General features: G+C 73.1%; 11 protein-coding genes and 1 pseudogene. 3 read left to right on the plus strand and 9 right to left on the minus strand.

Annotated features, from left to right (window positions below; translation table 11 throughout):
• Nucleotides 1–168 precede the first annotated feature (168 nt).
• Both ACIQCH_RS24320 and ACIQCH_RS24325 read right to left on the minus strand, forming a co-directional pair.
• Nucleotides 169–1,881, minus strand: coding sequence for an Ig-like domain-containing protein (locus ACIQCH_RS24320; RefSeq protein ID WP_402584088.1), 1,713 nt, complete (start codon nucleotides 1,879–1,881; stop codon nucleotides 169–171).
• Between the two features lie 108 nt (nucleotides 1,882–1,989).
• Nucleotides 1,990–3,069 (minus strand): hypothetical protein, encoded by a 1,080-nt coding sequence (locus ACIQCH_RS24325; protein ID WP_402584090.1) that lies wholly within the window; start codon nucleotides 3,067–3,069, stop codon nucleotides 1,990–1,992.
• A gap of 329 nt (nucleotides 3,070–3,398) precedes the next feature.
• On the opposite strand from ACIQCH_RS24325, the gene ACIQCH_RS24330 reads away from it, so the two are divergent.
• Genes ACIQCH_RS24330 through ACIQCH_RS24340 form a run of 3 tightly spaced genes read left to right on the plus strand, consistent with a single transcriptional unit; the run spans nucleotide 3,399 to nucleotide 5,679 of the window.
• Nucleotides 3,399–3,923 (plus strand): SigE family RNA polymerase sigma factor, encoded by a 525-nt coding sequence (locus ACIQCH_RS24330; protein WP_402584092.1) that lies wholly within the window; start codon nucleotides 3,399–3,401, stop codon nucleotides 3,921–3,923.
• Nucleotides 3,916–4,401, plus strand: coding sequence for a hypothetical protein (locus ACIQCH_RS24335; RefSeq protein ID WP_402584094.1), 486 nt, complete (start codon nucleotides 3,916–3,918; stop codon nucleotides 4,399–4,401). The genes ACIQCH_RS24330 and ACIQCH_RS24335 overlap by 8 nt, the downstream gene beginning before the upstream one ends.
• 39 nt (nucleotides 4,402–4,440) lie before the next feature.
• Nucleotides 4,441–5,679, plus strand: a complete 1,239-nt coding sequence (locus ACIQCH_RS24340) for a hypothetical protein (protein ID WP_402584096.1) — start codon at nucleotides 4,441–4,443, stop codon at nucleotides 5,677–5,679.
• 242 nt (nucleotides 5,680–5,921) lie between these two features.
• Here the strand turns inward: ACIQCH_RS24340 and ACIQCH_RS24345 are convergent, their stop codons facing one another.
• From ACIQCH_RS24345 to ACIQCH_RS24375, 7 genes and pseudogenes are all read right to left on the minus strand, one after another.
• Nucleotides 5,922–7,754, minus strand: coding sequence for a caspase family protein (locus ACIQCH_RS24345; protein WP_402584098.1), 1,833 nt, complete (start codon nucleotides 7,752–7,754; stop codon nucleotides 5,922–5,924).
• Between the two features lie 3 nt (nucleotides 7,755–7,757).
• Nucleotides 7,758–8,096, minus strand: a complete 339-nt coding sequence (locus ACIQCH_RS24350) for a hypothetical protein (RefSeq protein ID WP_402584099.1) — start codon at nucleotides 8,094–8,096, stop codon at nucleotides 7,758–7,760.
• Nucleotides 8,097–8,473: 377 nt separating this feature from the next.
• A pseudogene (locus ACIQCH_RS24355) lies at nucleotides 8,474–8,815 on the minus strand (transposase); the annotation flags it as partial.
• A 39-nt stretch (nucleotides 8,816–8,854) separates the two neighbouring features.
• Nucleotides 8,855–9,382 carry a phosphatase PAP2 family protein gene (locus tag ACIQCH_RS24360; protein ID WP_402584101.1) on the minus strand — a complete coding sequence of 176 codons (528 nt, stop codon included), beginning with the start codon at nucleotides 9,380–9,382 and terminating at the stop codon, nucleotides 8,855–8,857.
• 173 nt (nucleotides 9,383–9,555) lie between these two features.
• A complete protein-coding gene (locus ACIQCH_RS24365) occupies nucleotides 9,556–10,236 on the minus strand; it encodes a DedA family protein (protein WP_402584103.1) in 681 nt (226 codons plus the stop codon).
• Between the two features lie 612 nt (nucleotides 10,237–10,848).
• Complete coding sequence (locus ACIQCH_RS24370; RefSeq protein ID WP_402584105.1) at nucleotides 10,849–11,907, minus strand: trypsin-like serine peptidase; 1,059 nt, start codon at nucleotides 11,905–11,907, stop codon at nucleotides 10,849–10,851.
• 31 nt (nucleotides 11,908–11,938) lie between these two features.
• Entirely contained in the window at nucleotides 11,939–12,940 is a 1,002-nt protein-coding gene (locus ACIQCH_RS24375) for a GntR family transcriptional regulator (protein ID WP_402584107.1), read from the minus strand.
• Nucleotides 12,941–13,147: the final 207 nt, after the last annotated feature.

A 13,147-nucleotide genomic window follows, 5' to 3' on the forward strand; every position in this document is an offset into this window, starting at 1 on the left:
CACCCCAGGCCCGGGCCTGCCTCCGGACCAGCCTGCCCTACCGCCTCAAGCACCTCCCCCACACACCACGGGACCCACCAGGCACTGCCAAGGATCCGGCCGCCCGGGTTGGGTGCTTGGGGCGGGCGGAGGGGAACGGTGGGGGTCAGGTCAGGCGCACTGGCCTGGTCAGGCGCACTGGCCGGTGCGGGGGCCGCGGACGGTGTTGGCGGCCTGGTGGAAGGGGTCCGCGTTGGCCGTGCAGCGCAGGGGGCCGGTGACGCGGGCGGCTCCGAGTTCGGAGCCGGCGGCGTTGCCCGTGAGGGTGACGGGGCCGGTGAGGGTGTTGCCGGTGCAGTCCGCGGCGCCGGTGGCGGAGCCGAGGAGGAGCGGACCCGTGCCGTCGGCGATCCGGACCGGGCCGGTGAGGTCCGAGCCGCAGATCTCGACGGCCCGCGCGCCGTCACTGTTCAGCGGTCCGGTCAACTCCGCGCCGGCGAGGGCCAACGAGCCGCCGGGCCGGACGGTGAGCGGACCGTGCTGGCTGCCGCCGGGGCCGAGGCAGAGCGCCTCGCCGGACTCGACGGTGAGGGCCCCCTCGTGCGCGTCGGTGAGGCAGGGCCGGCTGAAGCCCACGGTGACGTCGGCGGCCCGGTCCGCGGCGGCGGGGGTGAAGGACGGGTCGCCGCCGTACGACGCGGTGATCCGGTGTGCGCCGGGGCGCAGCCGGGAGGTGGTCAGGCGGGCCGTGCCGTCCTCCAGCGGTACGGTCGCAAGCTCGGCGGTGCCGTCGCGGAAGGTGACGGTGCCGGTCGGCGTGCCGCCGGCGGGGTGGGACGGGGCCACGGCGGCGGTGAGGGTGACGGCGTGCCCGAACAGAGGGGTCGCGGTGTCCGCTTCGACCGTCACGGCGGAGCCGTACCGGAAGGTGATGACGGCCCGGCCGGAGCCGTGCCGCACGCCGGGGGTGAGGGTGACGTCGGTGGCCTGCGGGGCGGCGTGGCCGCTGCCGCCGCCCCCGCCGGCGCCGTACAGGTTGCCGGGGTTGGCGCCGCCGGAGCCGCCCCCTCCGCCGAACCAGCCGCCGCCCCCACCGCCGCCGCCGTTGCCGCCGCGGGAGCCGTTGCCGCCCGGGCCCCCGCTGCCGGGGTTGGGCAGGCCGGTGTTGTAGTCGATGTCGGAGCCGGGGATGCCGGGGCCGCCGCCGGCGTTGGGGCTGCCGGCGCCGTGGGCGGCCTGGGTGCCGCCGCCGCCCGCGACGCCGGAGCCGGCCGGGCCGCCGCCCTGGCCGCCGGGGGCTCCCTCGAGGCCGCCGCCCGCGCCACCGCCCAGCAGCGGTCCGCCGTTGCCCGCCCCGCCGCCGCCGCCCGCGACCACGGCCCGGTCGGCCGGGCTGAAGGCCCCGGTGCGCAGGTCGGAGGCGCCGCCGCCGGAACCGCCGCCGCCGTGGGCGCCGCCGCCGCCGGCGCCGTGGCCGAAGCCGCCGGGTCGGGCGAACTCGCCGTGCCGGGAGCTGCCGGGGACGCCCGCGGCGCCGACGGTGACCTGGAGGACCGCGCCGGGAGTGACGGCGAGGGTGGCTCGCGCGCGGCCGCCGAGGCCGCCGGGCGCGCCGGTGTTGGGCGGGTTCGGGGCGACGAAGCCGGCGGCGCCACCGCCCTCGGCGCCGTACAGGTCGACGGTGACCGCGTCGACCCCGGCGGGCACGGTGAAGGTGTCCGTGCCGGCGGTGTCGTACGTGCAGGTGGGCGGGGCGGTGGTGAACACGCCGCCGGTGCCGCACGGGGGTGCGGCGGGGCCCGCGCCGGGGTCGGCGGCGCTGGCCGACGGCGGCAGCAGGACCGCGGCGAGCAGGCCGGCCGCGCCGGCGGCGGGCAGGAGCTTGGTACGCAGGAGGCTCAAGGGGTGTCCCTGGGTGCAGAGTTGGTGGGGCGGCGGCGCCGCGGTGGGTGCGGCGCCGCCGCTCGTGGAGCGGTGCGGCCTACCGGGGGGCAGGACGCGGGGTGCGCGTCAGACGCCGTCGTTGGCGCACAGGGCCCAGACGTCGGAGTAGGTGCTCGGCGAGCTGCCGCCGCCGGTGTGCGTGAAGGAGCTCCAGTACGCGGCCGTGGTGGTGCCGTCCGAGACCGGGGTGCCCCCGGAGTCGCTGGGGTAGCTGCCGTTGAGGTGGTCGCCGACCGAGCCGGGGCCGGTGAAGTCGGTGGTGGTGACGCTGCCCCCGCTGATGGCGGCGCCGCCGCTGACGAGCTTGCCGTCGTTCTGGCCGCAGCCGACGGTCACGGTGGATCCGGAGGTGGCGGAGGTGGGGCCGCTCACCTCGGTGAAGCGGACCTTGACGGTCGAGCCGCTGATGTCGATGTTGTTACCGCTGCAGATGGCGTAGGCGTAGGTGGTGTTGCCGCTGTTGCCGCCACCGCCGTTCCAGCCGACGGCGGTCCAGGAGTCGGGGTTGGTCTCGCCGTCGGCCGCGGCCTTCTGGCCGTAGTCGTGGGCCGAGTTGTTGAAGGTGGGGAAGCTCGCGATCGGCTTGAGGCTGCCGACGCTCGCGGGGGTGATGCGGGCGCCGCCGCCGAGCAGGCGGGTGTTCGCCGGGCAGGTGGCCGTGACCAGGCCGACCGTGCCGCTGCTGGTGGGGCCGGCGAGCTTGTTCATCACCACTTGGGTGTGGTTGATGAGGCTGCTGGTGAAGCACATGGCGTACGGGGTGCTGGAGAAGTCGCCGTTGACCGCTCCCCCGCTGCCGCCGATGCCGAGCCAGTACGCGACGTCGGTGCCCACGACGCCGGTGGAGCCGGTGTACTCGGTGCTGCCGTCGGGGCTCGGCGAGGTGCCGTTGATCTTGTTGCCGTTGGACGACGTCCCGGTGCCGATGGCCTGGTTGACGCCCCCGCCGGAGACCAGGCCGCTCGCGCAGTGGGCGTTGGTGCTGATCTCGGAGAAGGTGGAGCCGGGACCGGAGGTGGCGCCGGGCGTCTTCACCGTGACGCCGACGCTGTTCGCGTACGCGGTGCCGGGCGTGGCGAGGGCCAGCATGGCCGCCACGACCAGTGCCTTCCCCAGTGCAGGACGACGCAGGGTCTTCCTCATCATGCTCCCGTTCGGGTTCGGAGGGATGTGCTGTGGGGGGCAGCGCCTGCGGACTGTAGCAGCCAGACTCCCTGGCAATTCAGAGCTTTGCAGTGAGTTCTTCCTGGCAAATGCGTACTCAGCGGTAGCTGTTCGCCCCGGCACGCGGAGCCGGTCCCTCCGCGCCGGGGCGGGTCGGCGGACGGCGGACTCCCGCCGGGCACCCGTCCGTTGCTGGTGGAACCGTCCGAGGGGTGGTACGCAGGCGGCCCGTGTGGCGTGCGTCACGCGTGTCAACCGGCCCCGGGGCGCCGTGCGTATGACGGGCAGAAGACCGACCACGCAAGGAGCCGATGTTGACCGAGGAGGAGTTCGCCGAGTTCTACACCCACTCGGTCCGCCGGCTCACCGGCCAGCTGTACGTGATCACGGGAGACCTCCACGAAGCCGAGGACGCCGTCCACGACGCGTTCGTCCGCGCCTGGAACAAGCGCCGCCACCTCGACCGCGGCCACGCCCCCGAGGCATGGGTGCGCACCGTCGCCTGCCGGCTCGCGATCAGCCGGTGGCGGCGGCTGCGCCGGGGCCAACAGGCCTGGGCCGGCCGGCTCGACGCCGACTCGGTGCCCGGCCCGGACCCGACCACGGTGGACCTGACGGCCGCGCTGCGCCGGCTGCCGGCGCGCCAGCGGCTGTGCGCCGCCCTGTACTACGTCGGCGACCTGCCCGTCGAGGAGATCGCGGCGGAGACGGGGATGGCGACCGGCACCGTCAAGACCCACCTCTCGCGGGCACGCGCCGCGCTCTCCCGCCACATCAACCCCGCTGACCCCACTGACCTCACCGACCGATCCACAGGGGAGAACCGCGATGCCTGACAGCAACGACCCCCTCGCGGCGGCCCTGCGGCGGGCCGCGCGGGACGCCTCCGACCGGACCGCCCCGCCGGGGGCGGAGTCCGTCGCCGCACGTGGAGAGCGCCGGCGGCGGCGCCGCGCGGTCGTCGCGGGGGCGGGCCTGGTCGCCGTGTGCGCGGGCGCCGCGGCCCTGGCGACCGGCCTGCTCTCGCCGGGCCGGGGGCCGGCGCCCCTGCCGGCGCCGCCCGCCGACCGACCCGCCGTCTCCCCCGGCCCGTCACCCGCGAGCAGCCCGGCGCCGCCCACCGCCACCGCCCAGACCTCACCACCGCCCAGCGCGACCGCCAGCGCGCCCGTGGCCCGCACCACATCCGTGCCGGGCGGCGGCACCACACCCGTCCCGCCGTCGTCCCCCAGCGGCCCGCCGCCCACCGGCGAGGCCACCTCCTTCCCCAGCCTGCCGACCTCCTCCCCGGGCTTCGCCCCGCCCTCCCGCTGACCTCCGCCCCCGCCCGAACCCCCGGAGCCACGACCCACCATGAGCACGGCCGTGTCCCCCACCCGCCCGCGCACCCCCAGCCGAGTCCGAGTCCGCGACCGCGACCGGGCCCCGGGAGCACCCCCACCACCGCTCCCGGAGCCCACGCCGCGCACGCCCGGCGGCCGGATCCGCGCAGTACTGGCCCCACCGCTGGCCGTCTACGCCGTGGCCGCCGGACTCCACCTGCTGCTGCTCGCCCTGATGGACCCGGGTGACGGACCCGGACTCCACGCCCGGCTGCTGTCCTGGGACGCCGGGCTGTACGTCGAGATAGCCCGCGACGGCTACCCCGACTCCTTCACGTACACCTCCGAGGGCGAACTCACCGGCAACAACCTGGCCTTCTTCCCCGCCTACCCGGCGCTGGTCGCCGCCCTCCACACCGTCACCGGCCTCGACCACACCACCACGGCCGTCCTCGCCGCCCACCTGTCGCTGCTGGCCGCGCTCACCGCCGTCCACCGGCTCCTCACCCGGCTGTACGACCGGTGCACCGCCACCGTCGCGGCGGTCCTGCTGGCCTGCGCCCAGCCCATGTCCCTGGTCTTCTTCATGGGGTACAGCGAGTCCCTCTTCCTCGCCTTCGCCGCCGCCACCCTGCTGGCCGCGCACCGGAAGGCCTGGCTCACCTCCGGAGTCCTGGCGATGCTGGCCGGCCTCACCCGGCCGGCCGCCGCCGCGGTCGCCGCGGCCCTCGCGGTCGCGGTCGTCCTGCACGCGGTCCGCGCACGCCGGATCGGCCGACGCCCACTGGCGGCACTCGTCCTGGCCGCCTCCGGCACCCCCGCGTACCTGTGGTGGGTCGGCCACCGGCTGGGCCGCCCCGACGCCTGGTCCACCGTGCAGGAGGCAGGCTGGGGCACGCACTGGGACAACGGCCGTTCCTTCGTCGCCTTCCTCCGCGACACCCTGCACCGCAGCGGGGACTGGGTACCCGTCAGCACCGCGGTCCTGCTGCTGCTCCTGCTCGCCGCCACCGCCGCGGCCTGGCAGCGGACCACCTGGCCGCCCCTGCTGGTCTACGGCACCGGCATCCTGGTCCTGACGCTCGGGCAGAGCAACTACTTCCACTGCAAGCTGCGCCTCGTGGCCCCCGCACTGCTCTTCCTCGTCCCCGCGGCCCGCGCCCTCGCCCGCTGCCGCCCCCGCACCACGGTCCTCGCCCTCGTGACCGCCGCCCTCTTCGGCTGCTGGTACGGCGCCTACATGCTGACCGCCTGGCACTACACCATCTGACGGGGTTCGGGTCATCACCGACACCGATCCTCGCGCAGAGGAGCCACCGCACCGAGCGGGGACTCCTCGATACCCGGAACCGGCAGCGACGCTCGCGACGCCGGCACTTGCTGCTTGAACTCCGCCGTCACCGACCACTCGACGCGACAGTCGGGCCGTCAACCTGGCCGATCCCCAGCCCGAACAGCCGAAACGGCCCGCCGAAAGAACCGACGGACCGTCACGAAGGGTCGAGGTTCGCCTCAGGGTTTTGGCGGGCATTCGTCCGGGGCGGGAGGCGAGTAGTGTTCGCCCCCTAGACTCTTGTAAATGGAGTCCCTTTTGGCCGCCGTGGCACTCATTGCATCGCAGATCTTATCCCTAGCGCCGACACTGTTGACATTCAGCCCGATTCCGTATTCTTCGGGATAGGTGAAGGGGTCGGCGGCGATGAAGTACTTACCCCCCTCTTTGAAGTTTTGTAGAATCACTTCGTCCGTCAATACCGCATCGAAGGTATCGTCGAGCCCGTCGATGCACAGATTGTAGTCCGTTCGGTGCTCGACGTAACGTTGCCTCGCCTTGTCCTGCTGCAGGTACTCCTCCGCGCTGGACCCCTTGACCACGCACAACCGAGCATTATTGGGAATATCGAAGATCGAAGTTACTCTTCTGCGCAGGCCCCGGATTCTCGCCTCGATCGGATCTCCGGATCCCGGGTAATGCTCCAGCATAATCTTTTGGGCTGTCCTGAAGTACGGCCCGGCAAAGATCACGGCGGGATACTCGGAGGTACCCTCCTTCCGATCGGGTGATATTCCGTAGGTTCCGACAAACATATCGACTTCGTCGTCATTTAGCGCCTGCGCTCTCGAAGCCGTCCCTACGCCTTGGAAGCGGAATTTTTTGACGCCCAATTCATCGAGGATGACCTTCGCGTAGTCGATTTCCTTTCCGACCCATCCCCCTCCCTTCTGTTCACTCAAACCTGGCTGGCCTCTCTTCACGCCGACTACCCACTCGCCTGTGCCTTCTTGTGCGGCCTTGAGTCGCGCAAGGCTTCTCTTGTTCTTTTCGGCGTCAACGGGAGAGGGGGCCGCAGGGCTAAAGGGAACGCTGGGGCTAGACGAGGCGGTGGGGCGGGAGGAAGTACTGGGCCTGGGGGAAGCGCTTGGATTGGGTGGAGGGGGATCCCCGCCATCTCCGTCATCCCCGATGAGCCGGACGCCCACAGTGGCAGCGGCGGCGAGGGCAAGACAGGTGATGCTCGCGACCGCGACGCGGCGACGGGTGAGAACGGAACGCAACGTGGTTTTGCCCTGCTTGGCTCCATCGTCGAGCGGAATCCAGGGCGGATCGACACGCAACGCTCCGGACCTCAGCAGGACGTCCTCGCCCGGCTCCATCGCCCCCTGAGGCTCCTGCCAGTCCCTCGCGACGGTCAGGATCTGCAGGTGCTCCCGCAGTTCTCTGTACAAGGCGAGGAGTGTCAACTCCCGCTGCTGTTGCAGCAGTCGTACGAGTTCACGAGTGAAGGGTGTGCCTCTGCCGCCGTCCGAGGGCCTGATGAGGCGGTTGGATTGAACGCTCATCAGCAGGAGGATCTTGCTCCGCTTGTGCGATTCCATCTCCTGCCATGCCCTGGCCGCGTTGCCCGCGTAGCAGCAGTCGAGTATCACCACGATCCGCGCAGCTGGGCTGCCGGCGAGTTCGTTGAGCACAGTGGTGATGGCGACGGCACCCGGGAACGCCCCTCCGGGCACCATGCGAGCGGTGCGCATCTGCAGGGACAGCTCGTTTCCGTCGACGGGCAGGATTCCGTGCCCGGCGAAGTAGAACAGCAGCAACCCCTCGGCATCGTGGGCGGCCCGGCGCAAAGCGTCATGGAAGCCGTCAAGCGTAGGCGAGGGGCAAACGGCGATCTGCCCCTCGGCGAAAAGCGCACTGCGGTGCAGCGCGTCATCGAGCATGGTGCGGTTTTCCTGCACCGTCGGTAGATTCCCTGGCACACCGTCAGGAGGGCCGGTGTGGTCGTACTCGGACACGCCGACGATCAGTGCTCTGTTCGCATGCCCGCGCGGATCGTAGAGAGGCACCGGCTATTCCTCGTCGGAGTCTTGTGATTCGACCCGGGGATTCGGAGACTCTCCCCGCCCCACCCTGTCGCGGTTGGTACGCCAGGCGTCGACCGCGCGCTTCGTCTGCTCTGCCAGCACTGCCATGCCGGCGAAAGTCTCCATAACACGGAGGACGATTTCCCAGTCGCCCCCCATCCGGCCCGAGGAAGCGTCCGTCCGGATCCTCTCCTCGATGCGCACTTTGCCGCTGTGCACAAGTTCTTCCAGCGGTTTCTCGCGCTCCAGCCAGGCCTTCAGAGCACTGAGTTCGTTTTCGTCGGTCTTCCCGTCCAACCAGACCCGTATGACCAGTCCAGCCACTACGCCTCCCTCGCGATGTGACCGAGATCATATTAGTTTTCTTCGTCCCTGCCCAGCAGATGGGGAAGTTGACGCCCATGCTCCAGTTCGCTGGGCGCGGGGCACTGCACACCCGTCCCGCAGCTCACCACCGCCCCGCCCAGACCGGGTCCGGGCGGCCGCCTCGCCCGCGCACCACGGGAACGACGCCGAAATAGACGCAGTCCGCCCATTCCCGCACGAGCCCGCACGCTGACGGAGTCGATCGCGCAGCGCGACCAGCCAAACGATGTCTAAGACGTCGTTTCATTTGGTGAGGCGGCAGGAGCAGATGATGGCTGCGGCTGTGTGGCGGAGGCCGCGTTTGCGGAGCCAGCAGCGCAGGTGGTCGTAGTCGCAGCCCGCATGCTGACGGAGTCGATCGCGCAGCGCGACCAGTCCAGTTCCCCGCGGGCGCCGAGTTCGTCGAGGATGACGCGGTGGAGCCGGGCCCAGACCCGGGCTCGGCTCCACTGGGCGAAGCGTCGGTACACCGTCTGCCAGCTCGGGCCGAACACCGTCGGGAGCTGCCGCCAGGTGCAGCCCGAGGTCGCCACGAAGATGATCGCGGCCAAGGCTTCACGGTCACCCGCTCGACGTCGGCCGCCACCCTGCGGGCGTATGACCTCCGTCGGCGGCACCACCCGCCGGAACAGTACCCACAACTCGTCCGGCACCAGCCGGTCAACCAGCTCCGTCATGCACGGTTCAACGAACGAGCATCCCAAAAGAAACGACATCTAAGGGGGAACGGCGTCGGGCGGAGGGCGGCCGCGTAGCCAGTGGCGGACCGCCCAGAGCCACAGTGACAGCCACGCCAGGGCGAACAGCCATCCTCCGACGACGTCGCTGAACCAGTGGACGCCCAGGTAGACCCGGGTGAGCCCGACCGCGGCGCCCCAGCACAGCGCGAGGAGCGCAAGCGGGAGGCGGCCGCGCCGGAGCCCGACGAGCACGCCCAGCGCCAACAGCCCGGCGGCGAGCGCGGAGGTCGTGGCGTGGCCGGAGGGGAAGGACCAGCCGGTGGCGAGGGTCTCCCAGCCCGCCAGCGGCGGGCGCGGCCGGGCGATCAGCCGCATCGCCGTGTAGCGCAGGGCCTGGCCGGTGGCCAGGCACACCACGAACAGCCCGGCCACGAGAACCCGTTGCCGCCCGGTGCGCCCTGCCAGCAGCCCGCCCAGGACGGCCAGCACGTACGGGACCACGCCCACCCCGGTGTACGTGATCCCCCGCGCCACCGCCACGGCGGTCTCCGGTCGGTGTGCCAATGACCATGCGTGCAACCGGGCGTCGCCCGGCAGGAGGGCACCCCGTCGACCCGCCACCGCCGCCGTCAGCACGGCGAAGGCTCCGAGCGCGACGAGCCCCAGGGGCCCGGCCACACCCGTCCGCCCGCCCTCGCCGCGCCCGCGCTCCGGAGCCGTGCCGGGGGCCGCCGGCCTCACCGCCGGACGCTGGTGGCCCGCGCGGCGGCGCTGCGCCGGGCGCGCAGGACCTCGAACAGCACGGGCGTCAGGGACACCGCCACGACCAGGGCGATCACGGGCAGCAGGTAGCGGTCGACGTTGGGGACCGAGGAGCCCAGGGCGTAGCCGCCCAGGATGAGACCGACCGTCCACAGCAGTCCGCCCGCCACCTGCCAGAGCGTGAACGTGCGCGCGGGCACGCCGAGGGCGCCCGCCATGGGGTTCAGCACGGTGCGCACCACGGGCACGAACCGGGCGAGCACGATCGCCTTGGCGTGTCCGTACCGCTCCAGCAACTCCTGGGCCCGTGCGGCCCCCTCCCGCAGCTTGGCCGAACGGCTCCGCTCCAACAGGGCCCCGCCGGCCTTGCGCCCGATCAGGTAGCCGCACTCGGACCCGGCCAGCGCACCGACGACGGCGGCGACGAGCAACGCCGGCAGGGACAGCCGGAGCGGGCCGTCGGTGCGGCCGGTGCACAGCAGGCCGGCGGTGAAGAGGAGGGAGTCGCCGGGCAGGAAGAACCCGATGAGCAACCCGGTCTCGGCGAACATCACCAGCCCGACGCCGATCACGCCGAAGGCGGCCAGCAGATCGTGCGCATCGAGCAGGTTGACCGCGAGCGGCTGCGGGACGGCGGCGAACAGGGGTACGGACATCTTCGGAGGCCCTTTCCTCGCGGGCGGGCGGACGCGGCCCGGGCGCACCCGGCCCGCCGGACGTCCGCCGGCACGCCGCGGGCGTACGGCTGCCTGCACCCTAACGACCCGGGCCCGCTTCGGGTGACGAACACGGCCGTCGGTCCCCGGCTGTGCGCCCGCACAGCGCGCAGCACCGCCCCGGCGGCCCCGGGCCCACTGGAACGACCGGCTCGCCGAAGGCCGCCCCGCCGACTCCCGCGGGTGCCGTGGTGTGTGGGGGAGGTGCTTGACGGGGGTGGCAGGCTGGACCGGAGGCAGGCCCGGGCCGAGGGGGGCCGAAGGCCAGGGCGAAGCCCCGAAGCCTCCGGGGTGGGCCTGCCGCAGGGCCTGCAGGCCGCCCCCGTCAAGCGCCGAGGGGACCCACACACCACGGCACCCGCACCGAACGCAGCCGCCGCTCGGCCGAAGCGGACCCCACGGCGCCGGGCCACGCACATAGCACCCCCAACGGCAGCGAAGGGCCACCCACCCAACGGGCCCCACCGGGCCCAACGGGCCTCAACGGGCCCCACCGGGCCAGCCGAGGACCCGGCGGGGCCGGCCCGACAAGCGATCCGGGCGACCCGCCCCTCAGCGCGCCGCGACCGCCTGGTCGTACAGCCGCTGCACGGAGGTACCGAAGTACGGGCTGTAGGACGTGTCGGGGGTCTCGCCGCCCGTCTTGTAGCCGCCGATGATGCCCACCACGTCGCCGGTGCGGGTGGCGGTGTCGTAGTGCGCGATGAACGGGCTCCCGCTGGTGCCGCCCGGGTATCCGGTGCAGTCGATGCGCAGGAACGAACCCGGGATGGCCCGGTCGGTGCTGGTGAACTTCGCGGTGTGGTTGACGCAGTAGCGCGGGCGCGCGGCGCTGCCGGGGTGACCGACGAGCCGGACCGAGCGGTGGGCGTACCCGGCGTGCGTCAGGAGCCGGTCGGCGCCGACGACGTCCTGGACGCGGCGGCCGTCCGTCCGCGGACCGACCTCGACGAACGCGACGTCGAGGAAGGCGGCCCGGTCGGCCCCCTGGGTGCGGTAGCGCGGGTCGATCCAGATGCGGTTGGCGGCGTCGCCGGCGGTGCGGGCCACGGGGAAGAGCCCGTACGGCTGCGGGTTCGCCTTGGTGTAGCGGGGCACGAAGGCCATCCGGGCGTCGCGCGTGGTGCCCCCGAGGCAGTGCGCGGCGGTGAGGACGAGGCTGCGGCGGGGCGAGGCGATGACGCTGGCGGTGCAGAAGTAGGCCCGGGTGCCCCGCGTCAGGTACATCCGGCCCACCTGCGGCAGCCCGCCGAAGTCGCGGCCGACGCCGAGGAGGCCGGGCGCCGGCGTGGGCGTGGCGGCCGGTGTCGGCGTCGGGTCCGGGATGGCCGCGGACTCGGACGCCGCACCGGACGCCGCACCGGACGCCGCACCGGACGCCGCCGCGCCGTCGACCGGAATCGCCGACGCCATGCGCGCGGGGGTCCAGAACTCCGCCGCCTCCGCCGCCGCGGCGGACCAGGCCGGCACCTTCGCGCCCTGCCCCGGCGCCGGCGCGGGGACCTCGGCGCCGGCGGTGCCCGCACCGCCCGTCAGCAGGACGAGGGCGAGGGCACCGCCGAGGGCGGCGGTACGCAGCGGACGCGGGGACGGGGTGGGGGCACGGCGCACGGGCGGGTTCTCCTGACGGTGGTTCAGTGGGTCAACTGCCCGGCCCGCGGCCCGCGGTGCGGGCCGCGGTCACGCCGGGACCCTGGTATTCAAACACCAGCTCGTCCCAGACCGGGGTGAAGGAGAGGTCCGTCACCTCCAGGACCCGGCCCCGGCCGTCGCGCACCAGCCGCCGTACGGCCGGCCGGGCGGACCTGCGCGAGAGGGTGATCGACTCGCGCATGGCGGGCCGCAGCCCGGCCCGGTCCATCCAGTGGTAGAGCAGCCGCAGGTCCGGCTGGTGGCCGCGGAGCCGGGCGCGGTAGCGCCGCAGTTCGGGGATCTCGTCCACGGCGACGGGCGAGAAGTGGGTGAGCGCCTCCTGGAGCACCTCCCCCATCGCCCCGAACGTCCGGTGCCGGTGGGCGAGTACGGGCTCTGCGGGGTCGACCGCGAGCAGGTCCGCCAGCGCCGCGGGGGCGCCCGCCAGGTACAGCCGGGCGTCCGTGCGTACGCCGCCGGTGCCCGCGCCGCCGGGGAAGACCGGCAGGTGTACGGGGCGTCGGCCGGCCGGCGGCGGGTGCTCCGCGTCCGCCACGAACGATCCCCGCTTGTCCGTCACCACCAGGCCCTCCTCGCGCAGCTGCTGGAGCGCGCTGCGCAGCGTCTGGCGGTTGACGTCGAAGCGGGCGGCCAGCATCCGCTCGGCGGGGAGTCTCGCTCCGGGCGGGAGCAGGCCGGCGCCCATGTCCCGGCGGATCTCCTCGGCGATGCGCAGGTACGCCGGAACCTGCGGTCGAGGACCGGCGTCCGGGCCGACGCCGGCACCACCGACACCGGCACCACCGACACCGGGACCTCCGGGACCGGGACCGGTATCGGGACCGGCGCCGGTCCCGGAAGCAGGGCCGGAACCATGGACGGCGGACGCACGGGCGGCTGAACCATGGGCGGCGGGCACACGGGCGGTGGACGGCAGTGAGCGGGACACGGCAGGACCTCCAAGCTCACCAACGGTGACGGGATGTGCGGGATACGCGACCAAACCTAGCATTGGTCTATACCTCTCCAGAACCCCGATCCCACATCTGTCCGAAACCCGTCACCTGCCGTTCACATCCACCCACACCCCCTTTGACCTGCGGTAACCCCCCGCATCCGGATGACGGACCATCAGCCGACCCGTCGACCACGGGGCCGCACCCGACGACACTGTGGGCACCGCTCCCCCGCACCCCAAGGGACCGACGCGCCGGACTGC

Source organism: Streptomyces sp. NPDC093225, from assembly GCF_044753805.1.
GTDB lineage: Bacteria > Actinomycetota > Actinomycetes > Streptomycetales > Streptomycetaceae > Streptomyces.